This window comes from Pseudothauera nasutitermitis (assembly GCF_004801295.1).
Classification (GTDB): domain Bacteria; phylum Pseudomonadota; class Gammaproteobacteria; order Burkholderiales; family Rhodocyclaceae; genus Pseudothauera; species Pseudothauera nasutitermitis.
The window spans coordinates 105478-124184 of sequence record NZ_SSOC01000006.1 but is presented as its reverse complement, the minus strand read 5'-3'; the positions used below and the strand labels follow the sequence as shown (position 1 = coordinate 124184).

General features: G+C 69.3%; 20 protein-coding genes, 2 tRNA genes and 1 pseudogene. 19 read left to right on the top strand and 4 right to left on the bottom strand.

Annotated elements, in window-relative coordinates; genetic code table 11:
* Positions 1–29 precede the first annotated feature (29 nt).
* The 8 genes from tolB to E6C76_RS16580 all read left to right on the top strand — a co-directional run bounded on the left by tolB (position 30) and on the right by E6C76_RS16580 (position 5450).
* Complete coding sequence (gene tolB, locus E6C76_RS16615) at positions 30–1313, top strand: Tol-Pal system beta propeller repeat protein TolB (RefSeq protein ID WP_136349366.1); 1284 nt, start codon at positions 30–32, stop codon at positions 1311–1313.
* A 53-nt stretch (positions 1314–1366) separates the two neighbouring features.
* Positions 1367–1888: a peptidoglycan-associated lipoprotein Pal gene (gene pal / locus E6C76_RS16610; RefSeq protein WP_136349365.1), complete on the top strand. Its 522-nt coding sequence runs from the start codon at positions 1367–1369 to the stop codon at positions 1886–1888.
* On the top strand, positions 1888–2592 hold the full coding sequence (gene ybgF, locus E6C76_RS16605; RefSeq protein WP_136349364.1) for a tol-pal system protein YbgF: 705 nt from the start codon (positions 1888–1890) through the stop codon (positions 2590–2592). The genes pal and ybgF overlap by 1 nt, the downstream gene beginning before the upstream one ends.
* A gap of 5 nt (positions 2593–2597) precedes the next feature.
* A complete protein-coding gene (gene queE / locus E6C76_RS16600) occupies positions 2598–3263 on the top strand; it encodes a 7-carboxy-7-deazaguanine synthase QueE (protein WP_136349363.1) in 666 nt (221 codons plus the stop codon).
* Positions 3264–3315: 52 nt separating this feature from the next.
* Complete coding sequence (gene queC / locus E6C76_RS16595) at positions 3316–4008, top strand: 7-cyano-7-deazaguanine synthase QueC (protein ID WP_136349362.1); 693 nt, start codon at positions 3316–3318, stop codon at positions 4006–4008.
* 82 nt (positions 4009–4090) lie between these two features.
* Positions 4091–5197 carry a YeeE/YedE family protein gene (locus E6C76_RS16590; protein WP_136349361.1) on the top strand — a complete coding sequence of 369 codons (1107 nt, stop codon included), beginning with the start codon at positions 4091–4093 and terminating at the stop codon, positions 5195–5197.
* Between the two features lie 62 nt (positions 5198–5259).
* Positions 5260–5335 (top strand) — tRNA-Lys (locus E6C76_RS16585).
* Between the two features lie 39 nt (positions 5336–5374).
* A tRNA-Lys gene (locus E6C76_RS16580) sits at positions 5375–5450 on the top strand.
* A gap of 40 nt (positions 5451–5490) precedes the next feature.
* On the opposite strand, the gene E6C76_RS16575 is transcribed toward E6C76_RS16580, so the two are convergent.
* Positions 5491–8316: a bifunctional diguanylate cyclase/phosphodiesterase gene (locus E6C76_RS16575; protein ID WP_168734365.1), complete on the bottom strand. Its 2826-nt coding sequence runs from the start codon at positions 8314–8316 to the stop codon at positions 5491–5493.
* 300 nt (positions 8317–8616) lie between these two features.
* Between E6C76_RS16575 and E6C76_RS16570 the strand changes: the two genes are divergently transcribed.
* Together E6C76_RS16570 and E6C76_RS16565 are read left to right on the top strand one after the other, a co-directional pair.
* Positions 8617–9381, top strand: a complete 765-nt coding sequence (locus E6C76_RS16570) for a 4Fe4S-binding leucine-rich repeat protein (RefSeq protein ID WP_136349359.1) — start codon at positions 8617–8619, stop codon at positions 9379–9381.
* Between the two features lie 16 nt (positions 9382–9397).
* On the top strand, positions 9398–10342 hold the full coding sequence (locus E6C76_RS16565; protein ID WP_136349358.1) for a hypothetical protein: 945 nt from the start codon (positions 9398–9400) through the stop codon (positions 10340–10342).
* A 43-nt stretch (positions 10343–10385) separates the two neighbouring features.
* Here the strand turns inward: E6C76_RS16565 and E6C76_RS16560 are convergent, their stop codons facing one another.
* From E6C76_RS16560 to E6C76_RS16550, 3 genes are read right to left on the bottom strand one after another with little or no spacing between them, the layout of a single operon-like run.
* Complete coding sequence (locus E6C76_RS16560) at positions 10386–10775, bottom strand: NifB/NifX family molybdenum-iron cluster-binding protein (RefSeq protein ID WP_136349357.1); 390 nt, start codon at positions 10773–10775, stop codon at positions 10386–10388.
* Complete coding sequence (locus E6C76_RS16555) at positions 10772–11047, bottom strand: nitrogen fixation protein NifZ (RefSeq protein WP_136349659.1); 276 nt, start codon at positions 11045–11047, stop codon at positions 10772–10774. Before E6C76_RS16555 ends, E6C76_RS16560 begins: the two co-directional genes overlap by 4 nt.
* Positions 11048–11052: 5 nt before the next feature.
* Positions 11053–11376, bottom strand: a complete 324-nt coding sequence (locus tag E6C76_RS16550; protein WP_136349356.1) for a (2Fe-2S) ferredoxin domain-containing protein — start codon at positions 11374–11376, stop codon at positions 11053–11055.
* Positions 11377–11740: 364 nt separating this feature from the next.
* On the opposite strand from E6C76_RS16550, the gene nifE reads away from it, so the two are divergent.
* The 9 genes and pseudogenes from nifE to E6C76_RS22480 all read left to right on the top strand — a co-directional run.
* The gene (gene nifE, locus E6C76_RS16545) at positions 11741–13228 is read left to right on the top strand and encodes a nitrogenase iron-molybdenum cofactor biosynthesis protein NifE (protein WP_136349355.1); all 1488 of its coding nucleotides are present in this window, start codon (positions 11741–11743) and stop codon (positions 13226–13228) included.
* Positions 13229–13239: 11 nt separating this feature from the next.
* Entirely contained in the window at positions 13240–14631 is a 1392-nt protein-coding gene (gene nifN, locus E6C76_RS16540; RefSeq protein WP_136349354.1) for a nitrogenase iron-molybdenum cofactor biosynthesis protein NifN, read from the top strand.
* A gap of 16 nt (positions 14632–14647) precedes the next feature.
* Entirely contained in the window at positions 14648–15079 is a 432-nt protein-coding gene (locus E6C76_RS16535; protein ID WP_136349353.1) for a NifB/NifX family molybdenum-iron cluster-binding protein, read from the top strand.
* Positions 15076–15528: a SoxR reducing system RseC family protein gene (locus E6C76_RS16530; RefSeq protein WP_136349352.1), complete on the top strand. Its 453-nt coding sequence runs from the start codon at positions 15076–15078 to the stop codon at positions 15526–15528. The genes E6C76_RS16535 and E6C76_RS16530 overlap by 4 nt, the downstream gene beginning before the upstream one ends.
* Positions 15525–15998: a NifX-associated nitrogen fixation protein gene (locus tag E6C76_RS16525; protein ID WP_136349351.1), complete on the top strand. Its 474-nt coding sequence runs from the start codon at positions 15525–15527 to the stop codon at positions 15996–15998. Before E6C76_RS16530 ends, E6C76_RS16525 begins: the two co-directional genes overlap by 4 nt.
* Before the next feature lie 11 nt (positions 15999–16009).
* The gene (locus E6C76_RS16520) at positions 16010–16222 is read left to right on the top strand and encodes a CCE_0567 family metalloprotein (protein WP_136349350.1); all 213 of its coding nucleotides are present in this window, start codon (positions 16010–16012) and stop codon (positions 16220–16222) included.
* 38 nt (positions 16223–16260) lie between these two features.
* Positions 16261–16794 (top strand): flavodoxin, encoded by a 534-nt coding sequence (locus tag E6C76_RS16515; protein ID WP_136349349.1) that lies wholly within the window; start codon positions 16261–16263, stop codon positions 16792–16794.
* An 81-nt stretch (positions 16795–16875) separates the two neighbouring features.
* A complete protein-coding gene (locus E6C76_RS16510) occupies positions 16876–17265 on the top strand; it encodes a hypothetical protein (protein ID WP_136349348.1) in 390 nt (129 codons plus the stop codon).
* A gap of 190 nt (positions 17266–17455) precedes the next feature.
* Positions 17456–18637 (top strand): annotated as a pseudogene (locus tag E6C76_RS22480) (ATP-binding cassette domain-containing protein); the annotation flags it as partial.
* Positions 18638–18707: the final 70 nt, after the last annotated feature.

Genomic DNA, 18707 nt, shown 5'->3' with positions numbered 1-18707 from the left:
TTGGTTTAGAATTCGACGCAATTGCCGCCATGATCAAGACACTTTCCTACCTTCGCCTGAGCTTCGCCACCCTGCTGGCGGCCTTCGCCATGGCCGCGCAGGCCCAGCTCTCCATCGAGATCACCGGTGCGGGCGCCACGCGCTTCCCGGTGGCCATCCCCATTTTCGAAAGCGAAAGTGCGCTGCCGCGCGGCATCACCGACGTGGTGCGCGCCGACCTGGAGCGCAGCGGGCTGTTCAACCTGGTCGATATCGGCCCGATCGCCCTGCCCGAAGCCGTGGTGCCGGATCTGGCCGGCTTCCGCAGCCGCGGCGCGGACGCCATCCTCACCGGCAGCGTGGTGCCGCTGTCCGACGGCCGCTTCGAGGTGCGCTTCCGCCTCTACGACACGCAGAAGCAGGTCGAGCTGGGCGCCCAGTCGCTGCGCATGAGTCCGCAGCAGAACCGCGCCACCGCGCACCGCATCGCCGACTTCATCTACGAGAAGCTCACCGGCCTGCCGGGCTACTTCTCCACGCGCATCGCCTACGTGGTGAAGAGCGGCGCGCGCTACGAACTGCAGATCGCCGACGCCGACGGCGCCAACGCGCAGGCCGCGCTGGTCTCGCGCGAGCCGATCATCTCGCCGGCCTGGGCGCCGGACGGCCAGCGCCTGGCCTACGTGTCCTTCGAGGCCAAGAAGCCCATCGTCTACATCCACACGCTGACCACCGGCCAGCGCCAGGTGGTGGCCAACTTCAAGGGCTCCAACTCCGCGCCGGCCTGGTCGCCGGACGGCCGCACGCTCGCCGTGGTGCTCACCAAGGACGGCCAGTCGCAGCTCTACCTGATCAACGCCGACGGTTCCGGCGTGCGGCGCATCGCCACCTCCGCCGGCATCGACACCGAACCGGCGTTCTCGCCCGACGGCCAGTGGATCTACTTCACCTCCGATCGCGGCGGCAGCCCGCAGATCTACCGCATTCCCGTCGCCGGCGGCAACGCCCAGCGGGTGACTTTCGATGGCCCCTACAACGTGACCCCGCGCCCCTCGCCGGACGGTCGCACGCTGGCCTTCGTCACCCGCAACAACGGCCGCTTCCAGGTCGCCACCCTGGACCTGAACTCGCGACAGACCATGATCCTCACCGATTCGGCACGTGACGAATCGCCCAGCTTCGCCCCCAACGGCCGCATGATCCTGTACGCCTCCGAAAGTGGCGGCAGGGGCGTGCTGGCGGCCGTGTCGGCGGACGGGCGGGTGCGTCAGCGCCTGTCGGTAGAGGCGGCCGACGTGCGCGAACCCGCCTGGGGTCCGCTACCGAGGCAATAACATCGTCGTACCCATACTGCTGTTTCAAACATTCAAAACCGGAGAGTTATCAAATGAAGAAACTGATCCTGCCCGCGCTCCTGGCCACGCTGCTGGCCGCTTGCAGCAGCACCGGCACCAGCGACAAGACCGGCGGCGCGCCCGTTGACGACCGCAGCGGCGCCGGTGTCGCCACCGTGACCGCCCCGGGCGTTTCGGGCAGTGGCATCGCCGCGCTGACCGATCCCAACAACATCCTGTCCAAGCGCAGCGTGCACTTCGACTTCGACAGCTTCGTGATCAAGCCCGAATACACCGCGCTGGTCGAAGCCCATGCCCGTTTCCTGGTGCAGAACCCGCAGCTCAAGGTGCTGATCCAGGGCAACACCGACGAACGCGGCAGCCGCGAGTACAACCTGGCGCTGGGCCAGAAGCGTGCCGACGCCGTGCGCCGCGCGCTGACCCTGCTGGGCGCCTCCGAAGCGCAGATCGAATCGGTCAGCCTGGGTGAAGAGAAGCCGCGCTGCACCGAGCGCAGCGAAGATTGCTTCGCGCAGAACCGCCGCGGCGACATCCTGTACACGGGCGAATTCTGATGAAGCGCCTCGTCCCGCTGACAGCACTTCTCCTGCTGCCGTCGATCGCCACCGCCCAGCTGTTCGGCGGTGGCGAGGCCCAGCGCCAGGTCAACGAACTGCGCGAGCAGGTCGATCAGCGGTTCGAGGCCAGCAACCGCGCGCAGCTCGAGCTGGCCGGCCAGAACGAGCTGCTGCGCACCGAGGTCGCCCGCCTGCGCGGGCAGATCGAGGTGCTCCTGCACGAGGTCGAATCGCTCAAGCAGCGCCAGCGCGACTTCTACGTCGATCTGGACGACCGCCTGCGGCGCATCGAATCGCCCGGCGGCGAGCAGGCCCCGGCCGATCCGGCCGCCGAATCGGCCGCCTACGAGAACGCCCTGAACCTGCTCAAGAACGGCCAGCACCGCGAAGCCCTGAGCGCCTTCGAAGCCTTCATCGGCCAATACACGGCCAGCGGCTTCCTGCCCGGCGCGTATTTCTGGGCCGGCAACGCCGCACTGCAGGCCAAGGAAGTGGCCACCGCGTCCAATCATTTCAACACCATCCTGGCACGCTGGCCGGCCGATCCGGTCGCCCCGGACGCCATGCTCGGCCTGGCCAATAGCCAGCAGGCCCTGGGCGACGCCAACGCCGCGCGGCGCACGCTGCAGCAGGTCGTCGAGCGTTATCCGGACAGCAACGCCGCGAAGGCCGCGCAACAGCGCCTGGGCACGAGCCGCTGAGCACGATGGGCGCCAGCGGCGGCGGGCGCGCCGTGCGGCTGCGCCTCACCGAGATCTTTGCATCGGTACAGGGCGAGTCGACGCGAGTCGGCTTGCCCACCGTCTTCGTCCGCCTCACCGGCTGTCCGCTGCGCTGCAGCTGGTGCGACACCGAATACGCGTTCACCGGCGGCCGGGCCACCAACATCGACGCGGTATTGCGCGAAGTCGCCAGCCACGGCCTGCGCCACGTCTGTGTCACCGGCGGCGAACCGCTTGCACAGAAAAACTGTCTGCCCCTGCTGAACGCGCTGTGCGACGCGGGTTATTCCGTTTCGCTGGAAACCAGCGGCGCGCTCGACATCGCCCCGGTCGATGCGCGCGTGGCGCGCATCATGGACCTGAAGGCACCCGGCTCCGGCGAGGAAGCGAAAAACCGCTGGGAGAACATCGAACACCTGCGCGCCGGCGACGAGGTCAAGATCGTGCTCACCGGCGAGGCCGACTACGCCTGGGCGCTCGAGCGCATCGCTACGCTGCGCCTGGCCGAACGCTGCGAAGTGCTGCTCTCCCCGGTGGCCGGGCAGCTCGATCCGGCGGCCCTCGCCGAATGGATCGTGCGCGACCGCCTGCCGGTGCGCTTCCAGCTGCAATTGCACAAGGTGCTCTGGGCCGACGCCCGGGGCAAGTAGAACGAACCCCCGGCCACCCCAGCCGATCCGCTTTTCCGTGAGTCCGCGCATCATGACCCAGACCCGCCGCGCCATCGTCCTGCTTTCCGGCGGCCTCGATTCGGCCACCTGCCTCGCCATCGCCCGCAACATGGGCTTCGAAAGCTATGCCCTGTCGGTGGCCTACGGCCAGCGCCACGCGGCCGAACTGACCGCCTCCAAGCGCGTCGCCGAAGCACTGGGCGCCCGCGAGCATCGCCTGGCGATGGTCAATCTGGGCCAGTTCGGCGGCTCCGCGCTCACCGACCCCACCATCGCCATCCCCGAGGACGGCGGCGACGGCGGCATCCCGGTGACCTACGTGCCGGCGCGCAACACGGTGATGCTGTCGATCGCGCTGGGTTGGGCCGAGGTGCTGGGCGCGCAGGACATCTTCGTCGGCGTGAACGCGGTGGACTATTCCGGCTATCCGGACTGCCGCCCCGAATACATCCAGGCCTTCGAGGCCATGGCCAATCTGGCCACCAAGGCCGGCGTGGAAGGCGCGCGCATGACCATCCACGCGCCGCTGATCAAGCTCTCCAAGGCCGAGATCATCGCCCTGGGCACCCGCCTGGGCGTCGATTACGGCATGACCGTGACCTGCTACCAGGCCGACGACCAGGGCCGCGCCTGCGGCCGCTGCGAAGCCTGCCGGCTGCGCCGCGCGGGCTTCCAGGCCGCCGGGCTGGATGATCCCACGCCCTACCAGATTCCCGAACGCTGAACGGCCAGCCGCCCGTCCACAGGCACGGGCTGCTTTTTCCAATAGAATTCCGGCTTTCCCCCGTTCCGCGCCATTCAACGTCATGGAAGACAGCGTCGTCTCCGCCGCCACCATCGCCTGGCTGGCCTTCGCCCTCGGCCTGGTGTTCGGCCTGATCGCCAGCAAGACCAATTTCTGCACGCTGGGCGCGGTCTCCGACGCGCTCAACATCGGCGACTGGAACCGCATGCGCATGTGGCTGCTGGCCATCGCGGTGGCCATCCTGGGCACCACCGTGCTGCAACTGGGCGGCCTGCTCGACGTATCCAAAACGATGTACGCCGGCAGCCGGCTGATCTGGCTGTCGCACATCGTCGGCGGCCTGCTGTTCGGCGTCGGCATGACGCTCGCCTCGGGCTGCGGCAGCAAGACGCTGATCCGCCTGGGCGGCGGCAACCTGAAGTCGCTGGTGGTCTTCGTGTTCGTCGGCATTTCGGCCTACATGACCATGCGCGGGCTGTTCGGCGCCTGGCGCATGGGCCTGCTCGACAGCGTGTCGGTCACCCTGGGCAGCGGGCAGGACATCCCCTCGCTGCTCGCCGCCGCCGGCCCGGCGCGCGGCACCGCCCTGCCGCTGGCCGCCGGCGTCGCCGCCATCGCCCTGCTCGCCCTGGCACTGGGCAAACGCGAAGCGTGGAGTACCGACGTGCTGGCGGGCGGCATCGGCATCGGCCTGGTGGCGGTGGCCGGCTGGTACGTCTCCGGCCACATCGGCTACGTCGCCGAACACCCCATGACCCTGGACGAAGCCTTCGTCGGCACCAACAGCGGACGCGCGGAATCCTTCAGCTTCATCGCGCCGATGGCGTTCTCGCTGGAACTGCTGATGCTGTGGAGCGACGCCAGCCGCATCGTCACCTTCGGCATCGCCAGCGCGCTCGGCGTGATTGCCGGTTCCGCGCTGTACGCCGTGCTGACCCGCAGCTTCCGCGTGGAGGGCTTCCGCGACCCCGCCGACCTCGGCCGCCATCTGCTTGGCGCGGTGCTGATGGGCTTCGGCGGCGTCACCGCGGTGGGCTGCACCATCGGCCAGGGCATCAGCGGGCTGTCCACGCTGGCGGTGGGCTCCATCCTCACTTCCGTAGCCATCGTCCTCGGCTGCGCGCTGACCATGAAGGCGCAGCTCTGGCTGATGATGCGCGAAGGCTGATCCGCCGCGAAAACCCGGTTGACGGCCTGGGTGCGTTCTTCTAGAATGCGCCCCTCTTCGACGGGTCGTTAGCTCAGTTGGTAGAGCAGCGGACTTTTAATCCGTTGGTCGCTGGTTCGAGCCCAGCACGGCCTACCAGGCACTCTTCCAATACGGTAGAATCGGCCGCGAAGAAACGGGGGTATAGCTCAGTTGGTAGAGCAGTTGACTCTTAATCAATTGGTCCAAGGTTCGAGTCCTTGTGCCCCCACCAACACCTGAAAAGGCCGGCCTGAGCGCCGGCCTTTTCCTTTTCAGCGCTCGCCGGCCAGCACGGCGAATTCGTCGGCGGGCAGCGGACGGCCGAACAGGTAGCCCTGCATCTGGTCGCAGCCATGCTGGAACAGCTGGCGCTGCTGGGTGGCGTTCTCCACGCCTTCGGCGATCACCCGCATGCCCAGGCTGTGCGCCATGGCGATGATGGCCGAGACGATGGATTCGGTGTTGGAGCCGGTGACCATGCCGCTGACGAAGGACTGGTCGATCTTCAGGGTATCGATGGGGAAGCGGCGCAGGTAGGCGAAGCTGGAATAGCCGGTGCCGAAATCGTCGAGCGCCAGTTCCACGCCGATGTGCTTGAGGCGGTGGAGGGTTTCCTCGGTGCGCTCGACGTTGCCCATCAGCATGCTCTCGGTGAGTTCCAGCTCGAGCAGGTGCGGCGCCAGCCCGGTTTCCTCCAGGATGCCGGCCACGCGCTCGGGCAGATCGAGCTCGCGGAACTGGCGGGCCGACACATTGACCGCGATGCGCAGTTCGTCCAGCCCCTGTTCGCGCCAGCGGCGCGCCTGCACGCAGGCCTCGCGCAACACCCATTCGCCAATCGGGCCGATCAGGCCGATCTCCTCGGCCAATGGAATGAAGCGCAACGGCGATACCATCCCGAGGCGCGGATGGTGCCAGCGCAGCAGCGCCTCGACGCCGACCACCCGGCCGCTGCCGGCATCGACCTGGGGCTGATAGACCAGCGACAGCTCGTCGCGCTCCAGCACGCGGCGCAGTTCCTGCTCGATCTCCAGGCGGTCCTGCACCTGGCGGTCCATTTCCATGGTGAAGAAGCGGATGGTGTTGCGCCCGGCTTCCTTGGCACGGTACATCGCCATGTCGGCGTTGCGCAGCAGGGTTTCGGCATCGTCGCCGTCGCGCGGATACAGGCTCACGCCGATGCTGCAGGTGACGAAGAAGTTGCGCCCGTCGATGTCGATGGGCTCGAGCAGCTGCTGCTGCACGCGGCGCAGCACCGCGTAGCCATCCTGCTCGCCGCCCAGGTCGGGGAGCAGGATGACGAATTCGTCGCCGCCCGGCCGTGCCGCCGTGTCGCCCGCGCGCAGCGCCTGTATCAGCCGCCGCGACACCTCGCGCAGCAGGGCGTCGCCCTGGCGATGGCCGAGGTTGTCGTTGACCAGCTTGAAGTGATCCAGATCCACCAGTGCCACGGCCAGCCCGTTGCGATGCCGGCGCGCGGCGTGCAGGGCCTGTTCCAGGCGGTCTTCCAGCAAATTGCGGTTGGGCAGGCCGGTGAGCACGTCGTACTTGGCCTGGTGCTCGATCTGGCGCAGGTAGAGCATGCGCTCGGTGACCTCCTTGAGCACCCCGACCCAGTGCGAGGCGCCGCCGGCTTCGTCCTCGCCCACGCGGGCGAGCGAGCATTCGCACCAGAACGGCGTGCCGTCCGCATGCCGCCCGGACAGCTCCAGCGCCGATTCGCGTGCGCTGCCCAGCGCGGCATGCAGCGCGCCCAGCCCTTCCGGATCGATGCCCGACAGGCCCTCCAGCGGACCGCCGACCAGCCCCTCGCGCGCCAGCCCGGTGATGCGCTCGACCGCCGGGTTGGCGTAGATCAACCGGGGCGCTTCGCCGGGACGGGTTTCGACGATCAGCACGCCGTCGCTGCACGCCTCGATGGCGCGCTCGCGCAGTTGCAGCGCGGCCTCCGCAGCGCGGCGCGCCCGAGCGGTGCGCTGGCCGACGATACCGAAGGCCAGGTCCTCGGCCAGTTCACGCAGCAGCGCCACGCCGGCTTCGTCCAGGTCGCCCGGTTCGGCGGCGCCGATGGTCAGCGCGCCCAGCGCGCGTTCGCCGTCGAGCAGGGGAAAACTAATCAGGGCGCGGCAGCCGGCCTCCTGCGCAGCGCGCCACAAACCGTTGCCTGCACCCTCCGGCCCGCCCACCAGCACTTCCCGCCCGCTCGCCACGGCCAGCCGCGCGGGATCTTCGTCCTCCGTGCCCTGGTCGGCCAGCGCATGGCAGAAGCGCACCGCGCGCCCCGCGCCGGCCGCCTCGCGCAGCACGCCGCCCGCCGTGCCGAGCGAGATGCGCGCCAGGCGGAAGCCGCCGGTATCCACCAGCACGCGGCAGATGCCGCGCACCAGCGCCTCCTCGTCGGCGGTATGCACCAGCGCCTCGTTGCCCCGGCTGAGCGTGCGCAGGGTGCGCTGCAGGCGCAGCATGGGCCGGATCACCAGCCCGCCGATGGACAGATTGAGCACCAGCACGAGCAGCCCGGCCATGCCCAGCACGGCGGCGATCATGTAGTTGCGCGAGGTGATCGAGGCGCGGTTGAACTCGTCCTCGTAGGCGCTCGAACCGATCAGCCAGCCCAGTTCCGCATGGGTGGAGAACACCGCCAGCTTGCGCCGCCAGTCGCGCTCGCCGATTTCCGGATTGCGCCAGTCGTAGGCCAGCACGCCATCGCGGCGCTCCAGCAGTTTGCGCACCACCGCGCGCCCGCGCGCCTCGCCGTCGTCCAGCGAGCCGGCGTCGGGGCCGGCGCGGTGGGCGATGAAGCGCCCGTAGCCGGATCCCGGGTTGGTGTCGAGGATGAAGATGTAGCCGCTGTCGCCGATGACGAACTCGTCCAGGCGCGCACGCAGCGTATCGAGGTCGCCGTCGCCGGCGTGATGCGCCTCGACCAGATCCACCGCCAGCCGGTTGATCACGCTGAGCTGGCGCTCGGCCTCGGCGCGCCCCTGGCGGTCGAGGTAGGCCACCCCGGCGAGCACGAAGGGCAACATCACCAGCACCACCACCACTGCCACGATGGCTGACATCTTGGCCCGCAGGCCCATTTGCGCGAGCGCCACCATTCACCTCCTGGCAGGCCGTCCGCTCGCGCGCCGGCCGCTCGTTTTCCCGGACGCCGGCCAGCCGTCGCCCATGCGGTCACGGGAAATGCCCGACACAACATTCCCCAAATTGGGGAGAAGTATTTCACACTAAGCTCACGGATTCACCCCCTATCCGTGTGGGTTTCATCACTGTGGCATCCGCCGTTTGTAGGAGATGCGACACAAATCCGCCCGCGGCCCCACTCGGGCCGCCGCAACGCGCGGGCACGCGACTTGCACGGCAGCAGCGCCGCGCAACTCGTCGATACTACTGCCTTGAACACCGCCCACGCCGACTCCTGCCCCGACCACCCCTCCTCCGCGAACGCTTGTAGCCGCTGCCGGCTGCGCGGCGACACACTGGCGCGCGGCACCTGCGCACCGGGCGACGCCTGTCTGGTGGCCGACAATGGCCGCCAGATCGACCGCTTTCTGGCGCGCAACCGCGAGTTCGCCGAATCCTGTCTGGACGATCCGTTCTGGGAACGCCGCGCCATCGCCGCGCGCTGGGCGCCCGCCGAATCCGCCGCGCGGCTGATCGGCGATGCGGACGAAACCGTGCGCCGCGTGGTCGCCACCCGGCTGTCCGGCGACGCCCTGCTGCACCTGGCGCGCGACCCCGACCGCGAAGTACGCGTCACCGTGGCCAGCCGGCTGCCGGCCGAGCATCTCGACACACTGCTGCACGATGCCGATTACGCGGTACGCCTGCAGGTCGCCCGCCGGCTTCCTCACGGCCGCCTCACCCGCATGGCCGCCGACCCCGACCCGGCGGTGCGCAAGGAAGTGGCGCGCCGCCTGCCCGCCTTCGCGCTCGGCCGCATGCTGCGGGACGCCGATCCAGAGGTGCGCGCGCTGGCTGCGAGCCGCCTGCTGCCCGACGAGGCCGCCCGCGTGCTCGTCGACGATCCCGACTGGGCAGTACGCGCCGCCGCGCTCGGCCAGGCCGGCATCGATGCCGTACGTGCAGCGCTCGACGACTCCGAACCCGACATCCGCCAACTGGCCGCCGAGCGGCTGGCCCGCTTACAGGAATCCTGAACCGAGGACCGCGCCCATGACCGCACTCTCGCCCGCCGACCTTGCCGAACTGGCCTTCCGCCTGTGCACCGCCACCCGGCCGATGCCCGGCCACGCCATGCTGCTCGACGCGTTCCTGCGCGAAGGCGGCCTGGCCTTCACCCCGCGCCTGTCGCGCGGCGGCTGGTACCGCCCGGGGCGCATCCTCGACGGCCGCGGCGAATGCATCGCCGAGGACGCGCTGGCCTGGCTGGAAGAAGCCTGGGCCGAAGCCGGCGAGGATGGCGACACGTTGCTCGACCGCCTGCACGGACGCGGCTACCAGCTCACCCGCGAGCAAGGCATCACCCACTATCTGGTGTCGATCCGTGGTGATGCGCCCACCGCTTATCTGCAGTTGGAGATCGAGGAACTGCGCGAGGTGCTCAGCCACCCGCTGGACGCCTGCAGCGGAGCGGAATCCGTCGCAGCCCTGTTCGACCGCCCGGACGGCCAGTCGCCGCTCGCCCCGCTCGGCAAGCCGCGCTACAGCTTCCGCCGGCTCACCGACATCGCCGAGCACCTCGAACGCATCGGCGCGCAGGCCGGCAAGCCCGCCCCGGTGATGCGCTTCCTGGACGAATGGGCGCGCTCCAGCGCCGGCCAGCAGCGCCACTTCTGCGACAAATGGGTGCTGGCGCTCTCCGAACACCTGGACCGCTACCGCCAGGTGCGCCACGGCGCCGTGCCGGTGGCCGCGCACGCGCCGGCATGGCAGGGCACCGAGGACGCACGCGGCACCGAACTGGCCCAGCAGCTGCACGACTTCGACCGCGCCGCCGGCTACGGCTTCGCCTGGTACTTCCACATGGTCAGCGGACGACGCGTGCCGCGCGGCCTCCCGGCCAGGGTGCATGCCGACCTGCAGGAAGACCTGGCCTACCTGCCGCAGCGCGACATTGCCCTGGTCAGCGGCTGGGTCGAAGCACCGTACAGCATCTGAGCGCCGCGGCGGACGGGCGCGGCGCCCATTGCGGTTTCCAGGTTCAATGGCGCGAGAACAGATCACGCACGCTGCACACCAGGCGCAGCGGGTCGAAGCGCACGCCGTCCAGTTCCTCGCCGGCGAGCAGCTTGTCCACCGCCGCGCGCGGGTCTTCCTCGCCGGTCAGCACCACCTCGGCGCCGCGCTTGGCCATGTGGCGGCGGAAGCCGTCGCCCGCGCTGCCCGCCACCACCAGCGCTACCCCGTCGAGCGGATGCGCGCCGGCATCGTCGCCGAGGTAATGGAACAACTGGGCCTTTTCCAGATGCACGCGCCCCGGCTCGTCCAGCGCCCGGCCGGGTTCCCAGTCGAACACCAGCCAGTCGGCGGCCTTGCCGGCATGTCCGGCGATACGCGTGAATCCGTCGCGCACGGCCACGGCGATCTTCATGCGCCCGCCTCCCGCGCCGGGAGGGCCTGCTGCGTCAATTCATGCACGAAACAGCCCACCGGCGGACCGAGCACGTCGTCTGCGCCTTCGAAGCGCACCGCGAAGATTTCGGTTTGCGGCTGTCCGTCCAGATGGCCGGCCTTGACCACCACGCCGCGCGTGCCGGCACCGGCCAGCAAGGCGCCGTCCGGCGTATCCGGCAGGCTGCCGTCGTTGTACAGATCCTCGGCGGCGAAGACGATCTCGCCCGATTGATAGGTCGCCCCGTCCATCGCGCTCACCACAGTTCGGCGGGCGCCTTCAGGCGCTCCACGGGCGTATCGCCGATCAGGTGCCCGTCGATGATCGCATTCACATCGTCGGTGGACACCCCGGCGTACAGGGTGCCCTCCGGATACACCAGCACGCTCGGCCCGGCCGTACAGGGTCCCAGGCAACCGGTGTTGGTCACCGCGTAGTCGTTCCACAGGTTGCGCGCCTGGAAGACTTCCAGAAAGGCCTGATAGACCTCGTTACAGCCGCGCTGCTGACAGGAGCCGCGCGGATGGCCCGGCGGACGGGCCTGCACGCAGACCAGGATGTGTTTTTTCGGTTTGGGCATGTCGCACTCCAATCGCTTGCGCACCGCGCGGCCGCAAGCGGCGGCCACGGACGGTGGATGTAGGCGTGTTCAAGCAAACCCGGTGCCAAACCGCTGGCGCCGCATTAGCTGCCCGACAGGGATCCCTTCCAATGCGCACCGGCCATGCAGGACCACGGCCCCCGGCATCCAGCAGGGATCGTCGAGGCCGGCTGCTGCGGCCCCGAGGCGGAACGCGCAAACCCAACAGCGCCGCACGCAATTGTCGGGTTCCCCACATGGGTGTACCCCCATGTACATCCGCCAGATGGCGCAACCACGTGCTCGTCCCCCACTGGCACAGCGCTTGCAGCAGGACCGCCGACCCCGCCCCAGGAGCACGCCCGTGAAGACCTCCGACATCGCCGCCCTGCTGGACGAGCCGGCCTGTGCGCACAACAAGAAGGAAAAGGCCGGCTGCGCGCGCCCCAAGCCCGGCGCCTCGGCCGGCGGCTGCGCCTTCGACGGCGCGCAGATCGCCCTGCTGCCGATCGCCGACGTCGCCCACATCGTGCACGGCCCCATCGCCTGCGCGGGCAATTCCTGGGACAACCGCGGCACGCGCTCATCCGGCCCCACGCTGTACAGGATCGGCATGACCACCGACCTGTCGGAGCAGGACATCATCATGGGTCGCGGCGAGAAGCGCCTGTTCCACGGCATCAAGCAGGCCATCGAACGCTACGAGCCGGCCGCCGTGTTCGTCTACAACACCTGCGTGCCGGCGCTCATCGGCGACGACATCGAGGCCGTGTGCAAGGCTGCCGCCGAACGCTGGGGCGTACCGGTGGTGCCGGTGGATTCGGCCGGCTTCTACGGCACCAAGAACCTGGGCAACCGCATCGCCGGCGAGGCCATGTTCAAGTACGTCATCGGCACCCGCGAGCCGGACCCGCTGCCGGCGGACGCCGTGCCGCCCGGCATCCGGGCCCATAGCATCAACCTGATCGGCGAATACAACATCGCCGGCGAACTGTGGCACGTGCTGCCACTGTTCGACGAACTGGGCATCCGCGTGCTCTGTACGCTGTCGGGCGACGCGCGCTTCCACGAGGTGCAGACCATGCACCGCGCCGAGGTGAGCATGCTGGTGTGCGCCAAGGCGATGATCAACGTGGCGCGCAAGATCGAGGAACGCTGGGGCGTGCCCTGGTTCGAGGGCAGCTTCTACGGCATCACCGACACCAGCCAGGCGCTGCGCGACATCGCCCGCCTGATCGGCGACACGGACCTGATCACGCGCACCGAGGCGGTCATCGCCCGCGAGGAAACCCGCGTGCGCGCCGAGTTGGAAGTCTGGCGCCCGCGCCTGCAGGGCAAGCGCGTGCTGCTGTTCACCGGCGGGGTGAAAAGCTGGTCGGTGGTTTCCGCGCTGCAGGATCTGGGCATGAACGTGGTGGCCAGCGGCACCAAGAAATCCACCGAGGAAGACAAGGCGCGCATCCTCGAACTGATGGGCGACGACGCCATCATGCTGAAGAGCGAGGGCGCGCGCGACCTGCTCAACGCGGTGTATGAACTGAAGGCCGACCTGCTGATCGCCGGCGGACGCAACCTGTACACCGCGCTGAAGGCCCGCCTACCCTTCCTCGACATCAACCAGGAACGCGAATTCGCCTACGCCGGCTACGAGGGCATGAAGGAGCTGGTGCGCCAGCTCGCGCTGACCCTCGAATCGCCGGTGTGGGAAGCGGTGCGCCGCCCCGCGCCGTGGTCCACCAAGGCGATGGTGGTGGCCGGTCCGGAGATGGGCGACAGCCCGGATGCGGAAGACGACGAACCCGCCGCCGCGGGCGCGGGGGATGCCGCCCTCGACCCGCTGGTCGCCGCCTGAGGAGCGCCAACATGGCTGAAATCGTCCGCCACCCCAAGGCCCTGTCGGTCAATCCGCTCAAATCCTCCGCGCCGGCCGGCGCCGCGCTGGCCTGCCTGGGCATCAACCGCGGCATGCCCCTGCTGCACGGCTCGCAGGGCTGCACGGCCTTCGCCAAGGTGTTCTTCGTGCGCCACTTCCGCGAGCCCATCCCGTTGCAGACCACGGCGATGGACCAGGTCGCCACGGTGATGAGCGCCGACGACAACGTCGTGCAGGCGCTCGCCACCGTGTGCGGCAAGGCCAAACCGGGGCTCGTGGTGCTGGCCACCACCGCACTGTCGGAAACCCAGGGCACCGACATCGCCCGCCTGCTGCGCGAGTTCCGCGCGCAGCACCCGGCATTCGCCCACATTCCGGTGGCGGCGGTGAACACCCCGGATTTCAACGGCTGCCTGGAAAGCGGCTACGCCGCCGCGCTGCGCGGCATCCTCGACGTCAGCGTGCCGCACACGCGCCACGCCGGCAAACGCAGGAAGCAGGTCAACCTGCTGCTCGGCAGCCATCTCACGCCGGGCGACGTGGAAACCATCAAGGACTGGGTGGAAGCCTTCGGCCTACGCCCGGTGGCGGTGCCCGACCTGGCCGACGCGCTGGACGGCCACCTGATCGCCGAGGATTTCCTGCCCGTCACCCTGGGCGGCACGCCGGCCGGCGAACTCGCCACGCTGGGCGAGGCCGCCGCCACCATCGTCGTGGGCCGCTCGCTGGCGCCCGCCGCCGACCTGCTGCGCGAGCGCACCGGCGTGCCGGACTGGCGCTTCGACGGCCTGATGGGCCTGGAGGCCTGCGACCGCTTCACCGCCCTGCTGGCCGAACTGTCCGGCCACAAGGTGCCGGACAAACTCGAACGCCAACGCGCGCAGTTGCAGGACGCCATGGTCGACACCCACTTCATGACCGGCCTGCGGCGCATCGGCGTGGCCGCCGACCCCGACCTGCTGCACCAGTTGTGCTGTTGGCTGGCCGGCATGGGCAGCGAGATCGTCGCTGCCGTGTCGCCCGCCCGCGCGGCGGTGCTCGACGACGTGCCCGCAGCGCAGGTGCATGTGGGCGATCTGGAAGACCTGGAAGACCTCGCCCGCGCGGGCGGCGCCGAACTGCTGCTGGGCAACTCGCACGTTCTCGCCAGCGCCGGGCGCCTGGGCGTGCCGCTGCTGCGCGCGGGCATTCCGCAATACGACCTGATCGGCGGCCACGCCAAGACCTGGGTGGGCTACCGGGGTACCCGGCAGGCCCTGTTCGATCTGGCCAATCTGGTGGTGCACAACCATGAGCACATCACCCCCTACCGCGCACGGCTTGTCGTGCGTACCGACCGCGATGCCACGCAACCGCAGGCTGCGGCTGGTGGCCGGCACTGAAGGCACGGAGCGCGCAATGGACGGCGTACGCATCGCCTTCGCCAGCACCGACCGCAGCACGGTCAACCAGCACTTCGGTGCGGCCGAGGCCTTCGCCATCTTCGAGGTCGGCGCGGCGTCCTCGCAACTCGTCGAGGTGTGCGAATTCATCGACACCGCCAGCCAGGACGGCAACGACAACAAGCTGCCCGGCAAGATCGCCACGCTGGCCGGCTGCGCCGCGGTGTATTGCCTGGCGGTGGGCGCCTCGGCGGTCAAGCAGTTGCTCGCCGCCGGCGTGCAGCCGGTGCGCGTGGAAGAAGGTTCCTGCATCGACGCGCTGATCGCCGACCTCCAGGCCGAACTGGCCTCCGGCCCCGCCGGCTGGCTGGCCAAGGCCCTGCGCGGGCGCGCCGGCGTGGATGCCGCACGCTTCGACGCCATGGAAGCGGAGGGCTGGCGGGAATGAGCGCGGAACCGATGATCGCGCGCAGCGGCCGCATCGTCCGCCTGGACGCTGACCGCCTCACCGTGCGCTTCGAGCGCCAGTCCGCCTGCGCCGGCTGCCGCGCCGCCAAGGCCTGCGCGGGCAACACGCCTTCCAGCGAGATCGAGCTGGACCGCCCGCCCGGTCTGCACTACCGCATCGGCGACGAAGTACGCGTCGGCCTCGCCGAACACAACGCGCTGCGCGCCACCCTGGCCGCCTACCTGATTCCGCTGGCCGGCTTCGTGCTGGCCATGCTGCTCGGCGCCGCGCTCGGCCTGCCGGACGCCGCCGTGCTCGCCGCCAGCCTGGGCGGGCTGGGCGGCGGCCTGCTCGCCCTGCGCCGCCTGGCGCGCCGCCCCGGATTACAACTGCAACCCATGCTGCTCGACACCGGCAACCCACCATTCCCAGAGGAGATCCATCCATGAGCACGACCGCCATCGTCCCGGAAATCAGCCCCGAACTGGCCGACAGCGACTTCATCAAGGAAATGTCGCGCCAGACCCGCGCCGTGGACAGCTACGGCAGCTACGACGGCTGGCCGGTCGACCGCCTGCTCGCGCCCTACATCGTCACCAAGGAACAGCGCCGAGAAATCCCGGTGATCGGCGACCCGGACGACGTCCTCCTGGCGCGCGTCAAGGCTTACCACAACGCCATCGCCGCGCTGATCGAGAAGGAATGCAAGCTGATGGCCGTGCCGCTGATCAACATCACCCACGAAGGCTTCGGCCGCGCGCTGATCACCGTCGGCAAGCTGGTGGTGATGGACCGCACGCTGCGCGACGTGCACCGCTTCGGCTTCGACAGCTACTCCAAGATGAAGGACGACTGCGACAAGCATCTGGCCGTCGCCCTGGAAATCATCGGCAAGTACCCGGAAGTCGCCGGCCTGTAAGGAGCACCACCATGACCGAGGAAGAACTCCGCGCGCTGGAGAAGGAAGTGAAGAAGCTCAAGCGCATCTCCAGCGAATGGGCCGCCCAGCTGCACGACCTGGTGGAAGACCGCCTGCCCGCCGGCTACGAGGAAATCCCCGCCATCGCCCAGTCCACCTACGACGCCTGCAAGGCGTGGGCGGACGCCAACAAGCGCTTCAACGAACTCAGCGCGGCCAACTGAAACGCCGCCCCTGAATCAGACACGAGGAAAAATCAGCCATGTCAAACATCGGCATCTTCTATGGCAGCAGCTCCGGCGTGACCAAGGCCGTCGCGGAAAAAATCGCCCAGCGGCTCGGCGAGGAGCGCTGCGACCTGTTCAGCATGGAAGAGGACTTCGTCGATTTCGACGAAATGCTGGACTACGACTACCTGCTGCTGGGCTGCTCCACCTGGGGCTCCGGCGAAGTGCAGAACGACTGGCGCGACCCGCTGCTGGACCTGGACAACGACAAGCCGGACTTCTCCGGCAAGACCATCGCGCTGTTCGGCGCCGGCGACTACAAGGCCCACGGCGAACAGTTCGTCAGCGCGCTGGGCATCCTGCACGACAAGTTCAAGGCGCGCGGCGCCACCCTGGTGGGCAGCATCTCCACCGAGGGCTACACCTACAAGTACTCCTTCGCCGAACGCGACGGCAAGTTCGTCGGCCTGGGCTTCGACGACGTGAACGAGGCAGACAAGACCGAGGAGCGCCTGGAGCGCTGGCTCGCGGCGCTGGAAGAATCCTTCCCGGTGGCGGAAGAAGCCTGAACGCGGGGAACCTCCTCCGGCCCGGCGGGCAGCTTCCGCCGGGCCGCCCCGCGCCTCCCACCGCATAGCACCCCGCCGCCCATGAATGCCCTGGCCCTGATCCTCTACCACAAGCAATCCACCAGCGGCATGGTGCGCTTCGCCCGCTTCGGCGACACCGTGCTCGCCGCGCGACTCGACGCCACGGCCGGCGGCGGCGTGCTGCCCCATCCCGCCCCGCTCGCCACCCAGGCCACCGGCCGCCTCGGCCTGCCCGCCGGCGCCGTGCGCGTGGACGGCGAATTCCAGGCCGACCTGCTCGCCCCCGGCGGCACACTGGACGTGCGCCTGGGCGAATTCACCACCATCGACCCGCCCTTCGACGCCGTCGCCAGCGCCGCGGGACGCTTCGTCACCCTCACCGAAATCCGCGGCCTGCCGGATACCGAGCGCGACGTGCTGCGGCTGGTGTACGAGCACGTGCTGGGCTGAGCCGGCCGGCACGCCGTGACGCCGGCCCCGGCGGACTTATCAAGCCCGGCCCGCCGGTGCTACAGTACGGCCCCGTCCAAGCCCGCCCGAGGTATTCGACCCATGCGCCATTGATGCCGCCGTCCGCGTGACGGCCTGTCTCCACCCACCCCGATGAGCGGGGGAGCACCTGGCATCCCTGGAATGACGCATGACGAATCCTTTTCTCGCCCTCGCGGGCGTTTCCCACACCCTGCCCGACGGCAGAACGCTTTTTTCCGCCCTCGACGAACGCTTCGACCAGCGGCATACCGGCCTGGTCGGCCGCAACGGCATCGGCAAGACCATCCTGGCGCGCATTCTGGCGGGGCAGATCCAGCCTACCGCCGGCCGCTGCCTGCGCAGCGGCAGCGTGCATTACCTGTCCCAACAGGTATCCGGCCACGCTGGCGAATCCGTGGCCGGCCTCGCGGGCGTCCGGGCAACGCTGGACGCCCTGGCGAGGATCGAGGCGGGCAGCACCGCGCCCGAGGATTTCGACAGCGTGGCGCAGCGCTGGGACGTACGCCAGCGGCTGGAACAGGCACTGGCAAGCCACGGCCTCGGCCACCTGGACGCGACGACGCCCGCCGGCAGGCTGAGCGGCGGCGAAGCCACCCGCGTCGCGCTGCTCGGCGCCATGCTCTCGGGCGCGGATTTCCTGATTCTCGACGAACCCAGCAATCACCTCGACCGCCTCCACCGGCGGGCGCTGATCGAGCAACTGCAACGCTGGCCGAACGGTCTGCTGGTGGTCAGCCACGACCGGCAACTGCTGGACAGCATGGCGCGCATCGTGGAACTGTCATCACTCGGCCTGCGCAGTTACGGCGGCAACTACACCCATTACGCGCAAATCAAAGCCGACGAACAGCACAGCGCCGTCCAGCAGCTCGAACAGCACAAGCTCGAACGCAGGCGCGAACTGCAGGCACTGCGCGAGCAACGCGAACAGCAGGAACGCCGGCAGGCGCGCGGCCAGCGCCACGGACGCGCAGCGAACCAGGCCAGGATCCTGCTCGACCGCCAGAAAGAGCGCAGCGAAAGCTCGGCGGGCAAGCTGCGCCGGCAGCACGCCGCCACGCGGGCGCAACTCACGCAACGCGTGCTCGAAGCCGCGCAGCGGGTGGAAGAGCACGCCCCCGTTGCCCTGCACGCGCTACCCGTTGCCCAGGCCGCACAGCACCGCGTGGCCGAACTGGACGAGGTGGAACTGCCTTTCGTGCCGCCCGCCACACGCCACATCCGCCTCCATCTGAGCGGCCGGCAGCGCGTGGGCGTGGTCGGCCCCAACGGCTGCGGCAAATCCACCCTGCTCAAAGTACTCGCCGGCCAACTCCAGCCCCTGGCCGGGCGCCGCAGCATCGCGGTCGCCAGTGCCTACCTCGACCAGCGCCTCGGCGAACCGCAGGACCCGCGTACCG

Coding starts and splice junctions, on each gene's coding strand:
- ybgF (WP_136349364.1), top strand. CDS start 1,888: ATGAAGCGCCTCGTCCCGCTGACAGCACTTCTCCTGCTGCCGTCGATC.
- queC (WP_136349362.1), top strand. CDS start 3,316: ATGACCCAGACCCGCCGCGCCATCGTCCTGCTTTCCGGCGGCCTCGAT.
- tolB (WP_136349366.1), top strand. CDS start 30: ATGATCAAGACACTTTCCTACCTTCGCCTGAGCTTCGCCACCCTGCTG.
- nifN (WP_136349354.1), top strand. CDS start 13,240: ATGGCTGAAATCGTCCGCCACCCCAAGGCCCTGTCGGTCAATCCGCTC.
- E6C76_RS16560 (WP_136349357.1), bottom strand. CDS start 10,775: ATGAAGATCGCCGTGGCCGTGCGCGACGGATTCACGCGTATCGCCGGA.
- E6C76_RS16525 (WP_136349351.1), top strand. CDS start 15,525: ATGAGCACGACCGCCATCGTCCCGGAAATCAGCCCCGAACTGGCCGAC.
- E6C76_RS16590 (WP_136349361.1), top strand. CDS start 4,091: ATGGAAGACAGCGTCGTCTCCGCCGCCACCATCGCCTGGCTGGCCTTC.
- E6C76_RS16565 (WP_136349358.1), top strand. CDS start 9,398: ATGACCGCACTCTCGCCCGCCGACCTTGCCGAACTGGCCTTCCGCCTG.
- queE (WP_136349363.1), top strand. CDS start 2,598: ATGGGCGCCAGCGGCGGCGGGCGCGCCGTGCGGCTGCGCCTCACCGAG.
- E6C76_RS16535 (WP_136349353.1), top strand. CDS start 14,648: ATGGACGGCGTACGCATCGCCTTCGCCAGCACCGACCGCAGCACGGTC.
- E6C76_RS16550 (WP_136349356.1), bottom strand. CDS start 11,376: ATGCCCAAACCGAAAAAACACATCCTGGTCTGCGTGCAGGCCCGTCCG.
- E6C76_RS16510 (WP_136349348.1), top strand. CDS start 16,876: ATGAATGCCCTGGCCCTGATCCTCTACCACAAGCAATCCACCAGCGGC.
- pal (WP_136349365.1), top strand. CDS start 1,367: ATGAAGAAACTGATCCTGCCCGCGCTCCTGGCCACGCTGCTGGCCGCT.
- E6C76_RS16515 (WP_136349349.1), top strand. CDS start 16,261: ATGTCAAACATCGGCATCTTCTATGGCAGCAGCTCCGGCGTGACCAAG.
- E6C76_RS16555 (WP_136349659.1), bottom strand. CDS start 11,047: ATGGACGGGGCGACCTATCAATCGGGCGAGATCGTCTTCGCCGCCGAG.
- E6C76_RS16520 (WP_136349350.1), top strand. CDS start 16,010: ATGACCGAGGAAGAACTCCGCGCGCTGGAGAAGGAAGTGAAGAAGCTC.
- E6C76_RS16530 (WP_136349352.1), top strand. CDS start 15,076: ATGAGCGCGGAACCGATGATCGCGCGCAGCGGCCGCATCGTCCGCCTG.